Origin of the sequence: Streptomyces sp. NPDC093071 (assembly GCF_044754545.1) — a bacterium.
Lineage (GTDB): Bacteria > Actinomycetota > Actinomycetes > Streptomycetales > Streptomycetaceae > Streptomyces.
Window position 1 is genome coordinate 652,622 of record NZ_JBIVPH010000002.1, and the last position, 15,228, is coordinate 667,849.

Genomic DNA, 15,228 nt, shown 5'->3' on the forward strand with positions numbered 1-15,228 from the left:
TCCTCCCCCGTCCTCCTTGGCGGCCCGGCGCGCCGCCCCGCCGCCGTGTCGCGGACGTACGCTGGGAGGACTCACGTCGGACCCCCGAGCAGCGTTGCGGAGGGCGGCATGACCGACCCCTTCGGCTTCCTCACCACCCCCCGCCGGCCCGTTCCCGCGCGGCCTTCCCCGGAGCGCCGGGGCGACTGGGACGAGGTGTACGCGGGCCAGGCCCTGCTGCCGCTCGTCGCCCTCCAGGCCCGTCGCTGCATGGACTGCGGCGTCCCCTTCTGCCACGGGGGCTGTCCGCTGGGCAACCTCATCCCCGAGTGGAACGCGTACGCGGCCCACGACGACTGGCGCACCGCCTCGGAACGGCTGCACGCGACCAACAACTTCCCCGAGTTCACCGGGCGGGTCTGCCCGGCGCCCTGCGAGGACGCCTGCGTCCTGGCGCTCACCGGGGAGCCGGTGACCATCAAGAACGTCGAGCAAGCCATCGCCGACGAGGCCTGGGAGCGGGGCCACGTCCGCGCCCACCCGCCGGGGCGGCTGACGGGCCGGTCGGTCGCGGTGGTGGGCTCGGGCCCGGCGGGCCTCGCGGCGGCGCAGCAGCTCACCCGGGCGGGTCACGGCGTCACGGTGTTCGAGCGGTCCGACCGGGTCGGCGGGCTGCTGCGCTACGGCATCCCCGACTTCAAGCTGGAGAAGCGGTGGCTGGACCGGCGCGTCGCGCAGATGCGGGAGGAGGGCACGCGGTTCCGCACCGGCGTCGACGTCGGCACCGATCTGGACGCGACCGCGATGCGGGACGCGCACGACGCGGTGATCGTGGCCGTCGGGGCGACGGAGCCGCGTGAACTGGCCGTACGCGGAAGGGCGTCGGAGGGCGTCCACCAGGCCATGGAGTACCTGACGGCGGCGAACCGGGCGGCCGGGGGCGACCGCTCCCGGCCGGCCGTGACGGCCGAGGGGAGGGACGTGGTGATCATCGGGGGCGGCGACACCGGGACGGACTGCCTCGGCACCGCCCTGCGCCAGGGCGCCGCGTCCGTCGTGCACGTGGACATCAACCCGATGGCGGGCCCGTCCCGGCGGGAGAGCGAGCCGTGGCCGCTGGTCCACCCCCGGATCCACCGCGTCTCCCACGCCCACGAGGAGGCCCTCGACCGGGACGGCGGCGACCCGAGGGTCTTCGGCACGGCCGCCCTGTGGTTCGAGCACGACGCGGCCGGCCGTGTCGAGGCGGTGTGCCTCACGGAGGTGGACCCCTCGGACCGGGCGCCGCGCCCGGGAACCGAGCGGACGCTGCCCGCGCAACTGGTGCTGCTCGCCCTGGGGTTCCGCGGCCCCCGGCACGGCACGCCCCTCACGGCGGCGCTCGGGCTCGTCCCCGACCACCGGGGCAACTTCGCCCGCGCCGCCGACTTCGCGGCGCGGCCGGGTGACCCGGCGGGCGGGCCGGTCCCGGACGGGGTCTTCGTGGCGGGCGACGCCGGACGCGGACAGTCCCTCGTCGTCTGGGCCCTCGCGGAGGGCCGCTCCGCCGCGGCGGCCGCGGACCGCTACCTGAGGGGCTCCAGCGACCTCCCCGCCCCGATCACGGCGTCGGACGGGCCGCTGGCGTAGCCGGTACGGGGAAGGAGGGAACGGGCCCGGACGGCCGGGCGGGCCCGCGGAGGCCGGGTTCCGGTCGTTCCCGGGCCGTACCGGCGATGATCCGTCACCCCGGCGCGTCATCCGGCGGCGGCACGGCTCCGAATCCTCAGTACAGCTCCACGGCATCCTCAGTACAAGCTCCACGGCCGCCGGTCCGTCCCCACCGGCCCGACCCCTCCAGGGGGCAGTCATGATCGCCACGACGCCGCCGCCCGGTGCGACGCCCCCCGTACGGCGCCGGAGCGCTCACCCGATTGCCCCCGCCGTACGGCGTCCGCGCGGGATCGCGGGCAGAGTCGGGCAAGGGCGACCCCCGTGCACCGAAGCCGTGGCGCGAGGGCGGCGGCCGACCGACGCAGAGGACGGTGAGCAGCGCGTGCCGCAGGGACCCGAGCACGACGCGGGGCTGGAGGAGCTGCTGATCCGTTCGGCCGGCGGGGACCGGGAGGCGTTCACCGGCGTGTACGACGCCCTCGTCGGTTCGGTCCTGGGCCTGGCCCACCGGATCCTGCGCGACTCGGCGCAGGCCGAGGAGGTGGCGCAGGACGTCATGATCGAGGTCTGGCGCACCGCCGACCGCTACCGGCTCGAACGCGGCACGGCCAGGACGTGGGTCCTCACCCTCGCCCACCGCCGTGCCGTCGACCGGGTGCGTGCCGTGCAAGCAGGCGCGGACCGGGAGCGGCGGGCCACGATGCTGTCCTCCGCGCGCTCCTTCGACGAGGTAGCGGAGACCGTCGAGGGCAGGGACGAGTACCGGCGGGTGTACCGCTGTCTCGGCGGGCTCGACCCCGTCCACCGGGTCCCGCTCGTGCTCGCCTACTACGAGGGGCTGACCTGCCTCGAAGTGGCCGATTCCCTGTCGACCCCGGCGGGAACGGTGAAGTCGAGGATGCGCGCGGGCCTGCGGAAGCTCCGCGCCTGTCTGGAGGGCGGATCATGAAGCCTGCCGGGAGCCCGCACGACGACGTCGGGGCGTACGTCCTCCACGCCCTCTCCCCCGCCGAGGAGGCCGCCTTCGAGAACCACCTCGCGGGCTGCGACGCCTGCCGCGCCGAGGTCGAGGAGTTCCGGCGGGCGACGACCCTGCTCGCGTCCGCCGAAAGCGTCACCCCTCCCCCCGAGCTGCGGCGGCGGACCCTCGAGCGGATCGGGACCGTCCGCCAGGAGCACGCGCCCCGCCCGCCCCGGCCCCGCAGGCGCGTGCTGGACATGGTCCTGGCGGCGTCCCTGGCCGCGGCCGTCGCCCTCGGCGGCATCGCCCTGTGGCAGCACTCCCGGGCCGAGGACGCCCGCGCCGAAGCCGCCCTGGCCGAGGAGCGGGCGCGCGGCTACGGCTCGGCCTTCGCCGATGTCCTCACCGCCTCCGACGCCACCCTCCACACGGAGCGGCTGGACGACGGGACGGACGTCGCCGTCGTCGTCTCCCGGAGCCAGGACCGGGCGGCGTTCACCGCCGGAGGCCTGCCGGCCCTGACCGACGACCGGGTCTACGAACTCTGGTACGCCGCCGAGGCGGGCGGCCTGCGGCCCGCCGGCCTGCTCCCCGGGACCGGCGAGGCGGCGACCCGGCTGCTCGAAGGTTCCCTCGGGGACGCCGTCGCCGTCGGCATCACCGTCGAACCCGCCGGGGGTTCCGAGCAGCCCACCACCGAGCCGCTGGGCCTCGTCCCCATCGGAGCATGAGCCGGCGCGGGCCGGTGGCGGGGTCAGCGCTGGTTGAGCGGGAGGGCGATGTCGACGACCTGGCGGGACGCGGGGAAGGCGCCGACGAGGGCGGCGCGGCCGGTGAGGAGGTCGACCGTGTAGAAGCGCTGCTTTCCGCCGGTGTTCAGGGCGGCGAAGCCGTGGTTGGTCCCGTCGGAGGGCTTGGAGTAGATGTCGAATCCGGCCGAGGGACCGGCGTCGACGCCGAGGTTGCCGGTGGGGGCGAGGGTGCCGGCGTTGGCCGGGGACTGCAGGGAGACGCGGTTGTTGACGGTGTCGACGTCGAACAGCGTGGTCGCGGTGGCCGCGTCGAGGTCGTTGTTGGTGTACGCGGCACCGGTGACGCCGAGTGCCGTGGACGGCGGTGTGGTGGGGTTGGTGAGGGTGCCGTCGGCGGTGGTGGTCCTCGGGGCGGCCGGGTCGTCGATGTTGTGGCGCAGGTTCTGGCCGGTGTCGCTGATGACCCGCAGGCGGTTGGCGGCGGGGTTGAAGTCGACGCCGAAGTGCTTGCCCTGGAGGGCGACGGTCAGCTGCGAGACCTTCACCGCCGCGGCCTTGTGGTCGAGGGTGTAGACGCCGCCCTTGTCTCCGACGCCGTACAGCTTGCCGTTCTGGACGCGGAAGTCGATCCCGACCAGCTTGCCGTCGCCCTTGAGCCCGCCGACCTTGCCCAGGGACCGGGCGCCGGACGGGTCGGTGACGGCGAACTCCACGAGCCGCTGGTCCGAGGTCAGCCCCACGCTCGTCAGACGGTGGTGCGCGGCGCGGTGCGGCGCGGAGGGCCCGGCGCCCTCCGCCTTCGCCGAGGCCAGTGCGGGGGAGATCAGGGAAGCGGCCACCGCGGCGGCGGCCAGGGCCGTGGGGACGACTCGGGTACGCACGAGAGGGCTCCGATCGGTCGGCGGTCCGCGCCCTCGTCGGCGCGGATCCGCAGACCCTTCGGCGCCGCTGTCCGCCGGGGATGGGTGCCGGATTCCACAACCCCCCGGACGGCCCACAAAAGTCCTACCGGCACGCCCGCGCACAGGTCGACACGCGTGGCTGCGGTGGGTCTGGCCGGTTTCTCCCGGGGACGGGGTCGGCGCACGTCACCCGTCGTATGCCACGGCCCGTCGACGCCGGGCCGTAAGGTGATGCCATGCCTAGAACTTCTCCTTCCGTCGCCCTCGACGCCCTCCTCGCGGGCAACAAGCGCTTCGTCTCGGGCTCGCCCGAGCACCCGAACCAGGACGCGGCCCGCCGAGCGGAGCTGGCCCCTGGACAGGATCCGTTCGCCGTCGTCCTCGGCTGCTCCGATTCGCGGCTCGCCGCCGAGATCATCTTCGACCAGGGCCTGGGGGACCTGTTCATGGTGCGGACCGCGGGGCACGTGATCGGCTCCGAGGTGCTGGGGAGCGTCGAGTACGCCACCAGCGTCCTCGGGGCCCGTCTCGTCGTCGTGCTCGGGCACGACTCGTGCGGTGCCGTCGCCGCCGCCCGTGCGGCGGTCGAGGACGGTTTCGCGGCGAGCGGCTTCGTCCGCGACGTGGTGGAGCGCGTCACGCCGAGCATCCTGGCCGCGCGTGCCGCCGGTCTCACCTCGGACAGCGACGTGGTCGACGAGCACATCCGTCACACCGCCGACCTGCTGCTCGACCGTTCCCGCCTGCTCTCCGAGCAGGTCGCGGCCGGCGAGGTCGCCGTCGTCGGACTGGGTTACGCACTCGCCGAGGGCAGCGCCCGCGTCGTGACCACGCGCGGCGTCGAGGCCCCGGAGGGAACGCCGGCCGCCCTGGCGGCGGCCCGGACCGGGGAGAAGGCCCCCACCCCGTAGCCCCCGTCCGGTCCGACGCAGGCCGGGTGCCGTCCCTGCGGGGACGGCACCCGCTCGTGGATCAGGGCATGGACAGGAACGCCGCCGCCCACCAGGCAGCACCCTCCTCATCCGGGCTCGGGCATAAAGGCGTTGGGCCGCATAATTCGGAGACGACTTCCCCGGTGCAACGTGGCAACATGCGGCAATGGCCCTTCGACACCCCGACGGCGACTACGCGATCACCACGATGTACTCCGTACCCGATGACGCCTGGTACCTGGAACTGGATCTCGCGGCCGTACAACGGAATCTCATCACCGCAATCGTCCCCGACGAGGATCCGGCACGGGAACCCACGGTGTGCTTCAACCCGCACGCAACGCACACTGACATCCCGTACGAGGTCATGCGCTGGTTCATGCACCAGGTCGACGAAGAGGTCCGCACCTCCCGCGCCTGGATGCGGCTGAGACCGGAGCTGGTCGAGATCATCCGCCAACTCCGCCAGGAGTACATGGGCGTCATCGACGACGACTCCTTTTCCCAGGTTCTGGCGGACGTCCGTCTCACGGTCCCCAAGGAAGACCTCCCCGACGTCCTGGAGGCCGCCTTCGGACGGAACCCTGACGGCACGGCCGCGGAACACCCGCAAACGCCGCAGCCTGCGAACGGCGGAGGAACCAGGTCCTCAAGGCCGTCCCGTACCTGCGTTTGCGGGTGCGGCTGAGCGCGGCAGGTGGCCCGGATGGACAAATCCGATGCTCAAAAGCGGTGTGCCGGACGGTGCAACGTCTGCAGGACGCGGGGCCGGGCCCAGGCTTGCCGGGACTGGTGGCTACGCTCTGCGGCGTGACGGGATCAACGATGGTGATCGACCAGTGCAGGACATCGCTCGGGGAGGCGCCGCGACGCTTCTCCTGGTTCGACAAGTTCCGATACCTGCGCATACCCAGGTCCGACTGGGTGGAGCGCGAGGATCCGCTGGCGGAGATCTTGAAGGCCCAGGACGTGCTGCTGGCCAAGGGCCGCTTGGTCTGGGGCGCCATCGTGCAGGCGAACGCCGATCTGTTCGTACGTGGCTGGCACGACCTCCCGGCTGCCGTGATCTACAGCCCTGACGCCGCGGTATTCGACGGCGACCCTGACCTGCTCCTCGACATCGCGCAAAAGCTGTACCGATTGAAGGGGACCCGGCAGCAGGATCCGGAACTCGCCACGTTCTCGCGGATGCTCGCCAGCGAGATGGACCGGGAGATGCGGCTGGAGGTCCCCCGGCGGCTCACCGGCGGTGCCGCCGTCTACTGCACCGACATCATCGTCGCCCGCAGACATCTCCCGGGCCGGACACTGAGCGAGTCGGTCTTCCCTCTGCTCATCGCTCCGGAACACACCGAGATGACGTTGATGCTGCCGAGCCGCTTCTGGCCGACGTCGACCTGATGACACGATCAGGATCGGAGCGTGACGGCTCCTGGGCTCCGGCTGACGATTCCGCATCGCCGCGAGCGAGACAAGACCGAACTGCCGGCCCGGAAATGAGCGATGATTCACCGATGTTGAACGTCACCGGCATAGAAGATGCCGAAAGCGCGGCTCTCTTACTGACCACGATGCACCGACTGCACAAGCAGCTGGACGATTTCACCACTCGACTTTACATCTCCTACGACTTCGGGGAAGATTCCGGCCTGGTTCCCTCCCTCTTGATCGAGAAGCACGCTGCGGGACCCGAACTGAGGACCCATCACTGCTTCGGATTCTTCGCGGAGGGCGATTCGGATGTCAGTGAGCTGCGGTTCTCGGCAGGTGTGACCATCACCTCGGCCGGGTGCATCATCGAAGCCATGGCGGATGTGGTCCTTGAACGGCCCCGGGGAGATTTCGACGCCGATGCCCACACTCTCTATCACGAACGGGTCGATCAGCTTTCCCTCACGGACGCCCTGAGCCACTTGGAGGAGCAGGTCACAGCACTTTGCACAATGAGCGATGTACCGAATCGCCTGGGTTTCGATACGCATTGATCGCGGCCGTCCCCTCGGCGGTTTTCCGTAGCGAGTGACCATGTCTCGCCACTGCTTGAGGCGATTGAAGCACCGCTCCACCAGGCGGGATCAGGCGGCCGCGGAGTCGACCGACACCAGACCATTGATGCCGCTCGCCATATTCGAAGACTCTACCCAGAGCCTCTGTAACCGCTCATGGCCATATCGGGAAGAGTTTCACGGACGCCGTTCAGAGCGAAGTCGCAGGGACAGGAGCAAGGCAAAGAGATGTGCGTGATGGATACGGCGGTCAAAGAAGCCGCCGTCGCCCGGTTCCTCAGTGAGTATCCGCAGATGGCGCAGACCGCGTTCGACCACCCCGCACTGCTGGGCCGCACCGACGTCGACTGGTCGCGAATTCCCGGGTGCCCTGCCGGAATCCCGGTCCTGCTCCGCAGCCTCCTGGACGAGGCGGTCGGCCCGGTGGCTCTGCCCGTGCTGGAGAACGTCCTGATGAACAGCGTCTTCCACATGAGTGCCGTGATGCCGGCCGTCCTGCCCTTCTTGATCCGCCTGGTGGCCGTCCCCGACATCGCGGTCCGATCCGACCTGATAGAAATCCTGGTCGTCGCCGCGGAGCTGTCCCTCCCCGTCGACGCCGACGACGAACACCAAGTGCTGCTGTTCGGGAAGGACGACGATCACCCGGAACGCGAGTGGTGCAGGACCGCCTTCGCCGCACACGCCTCCGCCCTGCGCGCGTTGCTGGAGGATGAATCCCTTCCGGACGGGCTGATCAGCGTGGACGACCGCGAGCGCCTGCTCGGAGTCGTGGAGTCACAACGATCTCCCTCCTGACCATCCGCAGGCCGCCCGATCTCCTCGAAAGCACCTTGCTCACCACGAGCACGGCGGCAATGACCCGCTCAGTCGTCGAACCACACGACGAAGCGCACATTGTCGTCACCATGCCGTTCCGCGAGTTCTTCCATGGCTTCCCAGACGGGTCGCCGCTCGCCGAATTCGAGACCGACAGCCTTGTCGAACGCGGCATTCCAGGAGGACTTGCCCGCCATCCTGGGCCCGCTCGGCATCTGGCGATATCCGTGGAGTCGACTGTCGGACTTAGGCGTCGGCGGGAAACCCCCTGCCTGCGGCCACGGGAAGGAAGTTCGCACAGTTACGGACGTCGTTGAGGTTCGCCCGGCCTGCGGACTGTCGCACAGTTGGTCAAGCGCGGGCGGGATCAGCGATGACGTGTCGGCGGCACGGTCTTCCACTCGGATCACGGGGCGTAGAACTCCATGGTCTTGGAAGCCGTGCCCGTCGCGTTCCATGGGCTCTGTCGAGTCCCGCCCCGTAGCCGTCCTGTCCGAAGCCGTGGCCCGTGAAGCCTCATTCAAGGAGAACCGACGATGAAACCCGTATCCGGCGGGCGGCCTTTCCGGAAGCTGTGGGCGGCCACCGCCACGTCGAACCTTTCGGACGGGGTGAGCCTGGCCGCGGCGCCCCTGCTCGCGGCCACCGTGACCCATGATCCGGCGCTGATCGCCGGCATCACCGTGGCGCAGAGGGCCCCGTGGCTGGTCCTGGCCTTCCTGTCCGGCGTTCTCGCGGACCGGCTGGATCGAAAGCGCGTCGCGCAGGCGGCGAACTGGATCCGCGTCGCCGGATTCGCGGCCCTCGCGGCGGCGGTCCTCGGCGACGCCGTCTCCATGCCGCTGCTCTACGCGGTCTTCTTCGCCATCGGGACGGCCGAGACCCTCTACGACAGCGCGTCGTCCGCGTGGCTCCCGACCCTGGTGACCCCCGACGGCCTGGGCCGGGCCAACGGACGGCTGCAGACCACGTTCGTCGTCTGCAACGAGTTCATCGGACCGCCGATGGGCGGATTCCTCTTCGCCTCCGCGGCCGCGGCCCCGTTCGTGCTCGGAGCCGGCGGCTACCTGGCCGCCGTCGGCCTGCTGGCGCTGATCCCCTCGGCCGTCCGGCACCGTCAGGAGCCGCCCGCGGAACCCCTGACGGTGAAGAGCGTCGCCGCGGACATCGCCGTCGGCGCGCGGTGGTACTGGACGTCGCCGACACTACGGTCGCTCAGCGTCGTCGCGGCGATGGGCAACGCCGTCAGCGCCGCCACCTACGGCATCCTCGTCCTCCTCGCCACGGACGTGCTCGGCGTCACCGCGAGCTGGTACGGCGTCCTGCTCGCGGCCGGCGCCATCGGCGCGGTCGCCGGCGGCCTCGTGGCCGACAAGATCGGCTCACGGATGCCGATCGGCACGCTGATCCTGGTGACGAACCTGCTGTCGGCCGGATCGACCGTCGGCATGGGACTGGCGATCAGCCCGGCGGCCACCGTCGCCTTCATGGCACTGGACGGCTTCGCCGTCCTGATCCAGACCGTCCAGGTCGTCACCCTCCGGCAGCGGATCGTGCCGAACGAACTGATGGGCCGCGTCACCGCGGCCTACCGGTCCGTCGCCGTGGGCGCCTTCACCGTCGGCGGCGTCGCGGGCGGCCTGGTGGCGAAGTTCTTCGGAATCCCCGCCGCCTTCTACGCAGGCGGCACCGCCATGGCACTCACCGCCCTCGCGGTCCTGCCCGTACTGAACAACAGGCGCCTCGCCCAGGTGAGGAAAGAGGCGCTCGCCCAGGAAGAGGCCTCTGAGGAGCGCCGCGCAGACGCCTCGGCGTAAGGCCTTACCCCTGCGCCTCCCGGCCTCGAATAGTCACAGAACGGACGCCATACGGCTCCACCGAAGCCCCCTGCGCTCATCGCAGTCCACCAACCACCGCTCCCGCCGAACAGCGCCCGGTCCCCTCAGTGGAGTCACTGGTCCACGGACGAATGGTGGACGCCGTGGGTGGCCGCCCAAGAGGCGAGGAGGTGGAGGGCCTCTTCGGAGGGGGAGCCTGGTTCGGCGGTGTAGATGGTGAGGGTGAGGCCGGGTTCGGCGGCCATCTCCAGGCCCTCGTAGGCGAGGGTGAGGTCGCCGACGGCCTGGTGGTGGAAGCGTTTGGTGCCGGTGCCGTGGTGGCGGACGTCGTGGGCGCCCCAGCGGGTGCGGAAGGCGTCGCTGCGGGTGGAGAGCTCGCCGACGAGGTCGTGCAGGCCCTTGTCGTGGGGGTTGCGGCCCGCCTCGGTGCGCAGGATGGCGACGGCGGTGTCGGCCGCGAGGTCCCAGTCGGGGTGGAAGCGGCGGGCGGTGGGGTCGAGGAAGGTGAAGCGGGCCAGGTTCGCCTGGTGGTGCGGGTCCGCGTAGACGTCGGCGTAGAAGGCGCGGGCGAGCTCGTTGACGGCCAGGAGGTCCATGCGGCCGTTGCGCACGAACGCCGGTCCGGTGGTGACCGCGTCCAGGGTCCACTGCAGGCTGCGGTGCGGCTTCCACCGGTCCTTGGTGCGCCGTAGGCGGGGCCGCGTGAGGGCGTCGGTACCGTCGGCGGCCTGGGCCAGATGGAGCAGGTGGGAGCGTTCGGCGTCGTCGAGCCGGAGGGCGCGGGCGACGGCTTCGAGGACGCCCGGTGAGACGCCGGCGAGGTTGCCGCGCTCCAGCTTGGCGTAGTACTCGACACTGACGTCGGCCAGCGCCGCGACCTCGCTCCTGCGCAGGCCCGGGACGCGTCGGCGGGGGCCTGCGGGCAGTCCCGCCTGCCCGGGGGTGATCTTCGCGCGCCGCGAGGTGAGGAACTCGCGGACCTCTTCCTGGTTGTCCACCCTCCGACCGTACGTCCGGCGCGCCGCCGGAGGGATGTACCACCGGTACACCCTTCGTCGGTGACTCGCTGCGCGCACGGAGTGCGGGTTACCTGGATGGCGTGGTGCCCTCCGCCCGGCCGTACCGGTGGGGGTTCCACGGACCCCGTATCCCCAGCGGTCGGCACCGCCCGTCACCGCATCCCCCGGCACGCGAAGGAGCCCCCTCATGCGCGGCGCAGTGATCCACGCCCCCGGCGACGTCCGCTTCGAGACCGTCGAGGACCCGAAGGTCCTCCACCCCACCGACGCCGTCATCCGTACGGCCGTCACCTGTGTCTGCGGCTCCGACCTGTGGCCGTACCGCGGTGCGGAACCGATCGGCGAGCCGCACCCGATGGGGCACGAGTACGTCGGCTTCGTGGAGGAGGTCGGTTCCGAGGTCTCCTCGCTCCGGCCCGGCCAGTTCGTCGTCGGCTCCTTCGCGACCTCGGACAACACCTGCGCGAACTGCGCGAACGGGTTCCAGTCGAACTGTCTGCGCCGCGAGTTCATGTCCACCTGCCAGGCGGAGTACGTACGCGTCCCGAACGCCGAGGGCACCCTGGTCGCCACCGCCGAGGTGCCGGCCGAGGAGTTCTGGCCCGGTCTGCTGGCCGTGTCCGACGTGATGGGCACCGGCTGGTGGGCCGCGGACGCCGCCGAGGTCCGGCCCGGCTCGACGGCCGTGGTCGTCGGCGACGGCGCGGTGGGGCTGTGCGGTGTGATCGCGGCGCGGGAGAGGGGCGCGGAGCGGATCATCGCCATGTCGCGGCACGAGTCCCGGCAGAAGCTCGCCCGGGCCTTCGGCGCCACCGACATCGTCACCGAGCGCGGCGAGGAGGGCGTCGAGAGGATCAAGGAGCTGACCGGCGGGATCGGCGCGGACTCCGTCCTGGAGTGCGTCGGCACCGCCCAGGCCATGAGCCAGGCGCTGCACTCGGCCCGGCCCGGCGGCAACGTCGGCTTCGTCGGCGTCCCGCACGAGGTCGCGATCGACGGCCAGGAGCTGTTCTTCTCGCACGTCGGCCTGCGCGGCGGCCCCGCCCCCGTACGCCGCTACCTGCCCGATCTGATCGACCGCGTCCTGTCGGGCCGGATCGACCCGGGCAAGGTCTTCGACCTCACCCTGCCCCTGGACCGGGTCGCCGAGGGCTACCGGGCCATGGACGAGCGCCGCGCCGTCAAGGTCCTCCTCAAGCCCTGATCTCCTCCCTTTGCCCGCTGTCCGCGCTGCCCGCTGCCGGCTGCCCGGTCCTGCCCCCACCCGGTCCCCGCCCCCGTCCTCAAGGAGAACTACCGTGACCACCTTCGCCCTCATCGGCGCCGGCCCGGGTCTGGGCCTGGCCACCGCCCGCCGCTTCGGTGCCGCCGGCCACCGCGTCGCCCTCGTCTCGCGGAACGTCCGGCACCAGGACGAGCTGGTGGCCGAGCTGGCCCGGGAGAACGTCCACGCCCGGGGGTTCACCGCCGACGTCCTCGACCCGGTCTCCCTCACCACGGCCCTGCGCGAGGCCGCCGACGCCCTGGGGCCCGTCGAGGTCCTCCAGTTCAGCCCGGTGCCCCGCGGCGACTTCATGAAGCCGGTCCTGGAGACCACCGCCGCCGATCTGGACGATCCGCTCGCCTTCTCCGTCAAAGGCCCGGTGACCTGCGTGAACGCCGTCCTGCCCGGGATGCGGGAGCTGGGCCGGGGCACGCTGCTGTTCGTCAACGGCGGCAGCGCCGTACGCCCGAATCCCGACGTGGCCGGTACCTCGATCGCGTTCGCCGCCGAGAGCGCCTACGTACGGATGCTCCACGACGCCGTCGCCGGCGAGAACATCCACGTCGCCCAGCTGATCGTCCCCGGCGCGATCCGCCCGGACTCCGAGCACTCCAGCCCGAAGGCCCTGGCCGAGCGCCTGTACGCCCTCCACACCGAGCGCGGCGCGTTCCGGCACTACGCCGAGCCCATGCCCGCATGACGACCCCGGGGGTCCCTTCCATGAACTCCGCGGTCCGTCGCCGCATGGCCGGCGTCGTCCCGGCAGTCGCCCTGCTGCCGGCCGCGACCGCCTGCTCCGGCACCCCACAAGAAGCCGCACCATCCTCCACCCCGCCGTCCACCCCCGGCAGGAGCACTCCCATGGACATCCGGGTCACCCTCGAAGCCGCCCCCTGACCCGGGCGACCGACCGAACTCACCAGAGGAAGAAGAAGGACCCGTATGTCTCCCCCAGCCGGCCCCCGCACCGGCAAGCTGCCGCTCGTCGTGTGGGTGCTCGCCGCCGGCACGTTCCTGATGGGCACCACCGAGTTCGTCATCGCCGGACTGCTCCCGGAGATCGCCGGTGACCTCGGCATCGGCGTCTCCCGCGCCGGGCTGCTGATCACCGCCTTCGCGATCGGCATGATCGTCGGCGGACCTGCCATGGCCCTGGCCACCCTGCGTCTCCCCCGCCGTCTGACCCTCGTCTCGGCGCTTGCGGTCTTCGCCCTCGGGCACGTCGTCGCCGCGCTCAGCTCCTCCTTCGCCGTCGTCCTGGCCGCCCGGGTGGTGACCGCGCTGGCCACCGGCGCGTTCTGGGCCGTCGGGTTCGTCATCGTCACCGCCGCCGCGGGACCGGCCCGGGCCACCCGGGCCGTCGGCGTCATGATGGGCGGCCTGACCCTGGCCAACGTCGTCGGCGTGCCGATCGGCGCCTTCGTCGGCCAGTACACCGGCTGGCGCGGCCCCTTCTGGGCGCTGGCCGTCCTCGCCGCCCTGGCCGCCGCCGTCCTCATCATGGGCGGGGTCCTGGCCGCCTACACCTACGTCACCCCGCTGCTGACCGACCGCGCCGGCATCCCGGCCGGGGCAGTCCCGCTGGTCCTGGTCGTCTTCGGGCTCGGCGCCCTGGGCGGCACCGCCGTCGGCGGCCGGCTCGGCGACCGCCGTCCGATGGCCGCCACCCTCACCGCCGCCGCCGTGACGGCCCTGGCCCTGTTCCTGCTGATCCCGCTGTCCACCGGGCCCGTCACCGCCGTCGCCCTGGTCTTCCTGACGGCCCTGGCCGGGTTCACCGTCAACCCCGTCGTCACCTCCCTCGCCGTCCGCTTCGCCGGCGACGCCCCCACCCTCACCTCGGCGCTGACCACCTCCGCCTACAACACCGGCATCGCCGCCGGTTCCGCCCTCGCCGCGACGGCCCTGGACTCCTCCCTCGGCCTGACCGGACCGGCCCTGGTCGGCGGCGTCTCCGCCGCCCTCACCCTCCTGCCGCTCACCGCGCTCGCCCTCGCACTCGCACACGACTCCAGCGGCGTACGCGTACACGACGGCCGCACCACCCGGCACCCGCTCCCCCGCAGCTGAAAAGCCGGACGACACACGAGAACCGTCCGGCTACGGTCGTCGCGGAGACGGAAGCCCGTGTCCTGGCCGTCCGTCATCGTTCTCGCCCCTGTGGAGCGACGCCCGTCGCTCGAAGGGCTGATCCGTTCCCTCGGTCCCGTGCCGGACCCCGCGACGGGTGACGAGCGGCTCCACTGGAACGGGGACGCGTACCGTCTCGACCTCTCGGGCGGGATCCTGACGGACTACGGGCCGGAGGACCTCGACGAGGTGAGGTCCCGGATCGGCGAGCCGTACGGGGTCTACGCCTCGTGCCGGTCCATGGACGCGGCCCGGTCCTCCAGGGCCACCACGACCATCACCGGGAGGTCCGTGTCGTGCTGGACCACACCGGCGGTCAGGGTCCGGCCGTCGAGGGTCCACTTCCTCAGCGCGACGAACTCGTCCTCGTCCTCCTCCGTCCGCCCGGCCTCGGCGAGGTGCCCGGCGAAGGAGGAGCGCTCGATCCCGGGGAGGAGACCGGCGAGGACCCGCTCCCCCTCCTCGTAGACGGCTTCCAGGTCGTCGAAGTAGCCCGACGCGTCGACGTCCCGGATCCAGACGGCGAACGAGACGCAGACCGCCCCACCGCCGAACGTCCGGATCCAGGCCCCGACGCCGTCCTTGTCCCACGAGGTCTCCACACCGTCCCGGGGCTTGCCCCCGGGCGTCCACCCCCGGGCCGAGAACCGCGCCGCCGCGCCCTCGGCGGTCAGCCGGGCGAGGCCCCTGAGTTCCTCCAGCATCGCGATCACCGCAGCCATGAACCCATTCCCCTCATGCCGTTGCCGGGCGCGTGATACCCCGTCAGCCACTGGCAGGCGTACGCCTCTCACAATTCCGCCACCGGCGCCTGCCGCATCTCGTGCCCCCACACATCACACATCACGGCCGGACCCTGTCATGGGACATCCCCGTCTCCCTCCTCCTGCTCCACCGAAGCGCGAACGGCCCGGTCGGCGGCCGCCGGAGCGGTGGCCGTGCGGAGATTTCCGCGCCCCGACCCCGGCGGGGT

At 71.9% G+C, this 15,228-nt stretch carries 17 protein-coding genes; 13 read left to right on the forward strand and 4 right to left on the reverse strand.

Annotated features, from left to right (window positions below; all coding sequences use genetic code 11):
* Positions 1–108 precede the first annotated feature (108 nt).
* The 3 genes from ACIQD7_RS08725 to ACIQD7_RS08735 all read left to right on the forward strand — a co-directional run bounded on the left by ACIQD7_RS08725 (position 109) and on the right by ACIQD7_RS08735 (position 3,324).
* A complete protein-coding gene (locus tag ACIQD7_RS08725) occupies positions 109–1,608 on the forward strand; it encodes a glutamate synthase subunit beta (RefSeq protein WP_402440754.1) in 1,500 nt (499 codons plus the stop codon).
* A 406-nt stretch (positions 1,609–2,014) separates the two neighbouring features.
* Positions 2,015–2,581, forward strand: a complete 567-nt coding sequence (gene sigK, locus ACIQD7_RS08730; RefSeq protein WP_402440756.1) for an ECF RNA polymerase sigma factor SigK — start codon at positions 2,015–2,017, stop codon at positions 2,579–2,581.
* Positions 2,578–3,324 (forward strand): anti-sigma factor domain-containing protein, encoded by a 747-nt coding sequence (locus ACIQD7_RS08735; protein WP_402440758.1) that lies wholly within the window; start codon positions 2,578–2,580, stop codon positions 3,322–3,324. Before sigK ends, ACIQD7_RS08735 begins: the two co-directional genes overlap by 4 nt.
* 23 nt (positions 3,325–3,347) lie before the next feature.
* Here ACIQD7_RS08735 and ACIQD7_RS08740 read toward each other — a convergent pair whose 3' ends face one another.
* Positions 3,348–4,226 (reverse strand): DUF4394 domain-containing protein, encoded by an 879-nt coding sequence (locus ACIQD7_RS08740; RefSeq protein ID WP_402440760.1) that lies wholly within the window; start codon positions 4,224–4,226, stop codon positions 3,348–3,350.
* 257 nt (positions 4,227–4,483) lie between these two features.
* Between ACIQD7_RS08740 and ACIQD7_RS08745 the strand changes: the two genes are divergently transcribed.
* The 5 genes from ACIQD7_RS08745 to ACIQD7_RS08765 all read left to right on the forward strand — a co-directional run bounded on the left by ACIQD7_RS08745 (position 4,484) and on the right by ACIQD7_RS08765 (position 7,983).
* Positions 4,484–5,158, forward strand: a complete 675-nt coding sequence (locus ACIQD7_RS08745; RefSeq protein ID WP_161372477.1) for a carbonic anhydrase — start codon at positions 4,484–4,486, stop codon at positions 5,156–5,158.
* Between the two features lie 229 nt (positions 5,159–5,387).
* Positions 5,388–5,867, forward strand: a complete 480-nt coding sequence (locus ACIQD7_RS08750; RefSeq protein WP_402440763.1) for a hypothetical protein — start codon at positions 5,388–5,390, stop codon at positions 5,865–5,867.
* Between the two features lie 137 nt (positions 5,868–6,004).
* Positions 6,005–6,580, forward strand: coding sequence for a hypothetical protein (locus ACIQD7_RS08755; RefSeq protein WP_402440765.1), 576 nt, complete (start codon positions 6,005–6,007; stop codon positions 6,578–6,580).
* A 113-nt stretch (positions 6,581–6,693) separates the two neighbouring features.
* Positions 6,694–7,164 (forward strand): hypothetical protein, encoded by a 471-nt coding sequence (locus ACIQD7_RS08760; RefSeq protein ID WP_402440767.1) that lies wholly within the window; start codon positions 6,694–6,696, stop codon positions 7,162–7,164.
* A 255-nt stretch (positions 7,165–7,419) separates the two neighbouring features.
* A complete protein-coding gene (locus ACIQD7_RS08765) occupies positions 7,420–7,983 on the forward strand; it encodes a hypothetical protein (protein ID WP_402440769.1) in 564 nt (187 codons plus the stop codon).
* 68 nt (positions 7,984–8,051) lie between these two features.
* Here the strand turns inward: ACIQD7_RS08765 and ACIQD7_RS08770 are convergent, their stop codons facing one another.
* Positions 8,052–8,201, reverse strand: a complete 150-nt coding sequence (locus tag ACIQD7_RS08770; protein WP_402440771.1) for a hypothetical protein — start codon at positions 8,199–8,201, stop codon at positions 8,052–8,054.
* Positions 8,202–8,540: 339 nt separating this feature from the next.
* Between ACIQD7_RS08770 and ACIQD7_RS08775 the strand changes: the two genes are divergently transcribed.
* Positions 8,541–9,821 (forward strand): MFS transporter, encoded by a 1,281-nt coding sequence (locus ACIQD7_RS08775; protein ID WP_402440773.1) that lies wholly within the window; start codon positions 8,541–8,543, stop codon positions 9,819–9,821.
* 134 nt (positions 9,822–9,955) lie between these two features.
* Here the strand turns inward: ACIQD7_RS08775 and ACIQD7_RS08780 are convergent, their stop codons facing one another.
* On the reverse strand, positions 9,956–10,840 hold the full coding sequence (locus ACIQD7_RS08780; RefSeq protein ID WP_402440775.1) for a helix-turn-helix transcriptional regulator: 885 nt from the start codon (positions 10,838–10,840) through the stop codon (positions 9,956–9,958).
* Positions 10,841–11,048: 208 nt separating this feature from the next.
* Here ACIQD7_RS08780 and ACIQD7_RS08785 point away from each other — a divergent pair, with 208 nt between their 5' ends.
* The 4 genes from ACIQD7_RS08785 to ACIQD7_RS08800 all read left to right on the forward strand — a co-directional run bounded on the left by ACIQD7_RS08785 (position 11,049) and on the right by ACIQD7_RS08800 (position 14,195).
* On the forward strand, positions 11,049–12,065 hold the full coding sequence (locus ACIQD7_RS08785; protein ID WP_402440777.1) for a zinc-dependent alcohol dehydrogenase family protein: 1,017 nt from the start codon (positions 11,049–11,051) through the stop codon (positions 12,063–12,065).
* Between the two features lie 94 nt (positions 12,066–12,159).
* Positions 12,160–12,825 carry an SDR family NAD(P)-dependent oxidoreductase gene (locus tag ACIQD7_RS08790; RefSeq protein ID WP_402440779.1) on the forward strand — a complete coding sequence of 222 codons (666 nt, stop codon included), beginning with the start codon at positions 12,160–12,162 and terminating at the stop codon, positions 12,823–12,825.
* Between the two features lie 20 nt (positions 12,826–12,845).
* Positions 12,846–13,022 (forward strand): hypothetical protein, encoded by a 177-nt coding sequence (locus ACIQD7_RS08795; RefSeq protein ID WP_402440781.1) that lies wholly within the window; start codon positions 12,846–12,848, stop codon positions 13,020–13,022.
* 45 nt (positions 13,023–13,067) lie between these two features.
* Positions 13,068–14,195, forward strand: a complete 1,128-nt coding sequence (locus ACIQD7_RS08800; protein ID WP_402440783.1) for an MFS transporter — start codon at positions 13,068–13,070, stop codon at positions 14,193–14,195.
* A gap of 281 nt (positions 14,196–14,476) precedes the next feature.
* Here ACIQD7_RS08800 and ACIQD7_RS08805 read toward each other — a convergent pair whose 3' ends face one another.
* Entirely contained in the window at positions 14,477–14,977 is a 501-nt protein-coding gene (locus ACIQD7_RS08805) for a hypothetical protein (RefSeq protein ID WP_402440785.1), read from the reverse strand.
* Between the last annotated feature and the right edge of the window lie 251 nt (positions 14,978–15,228).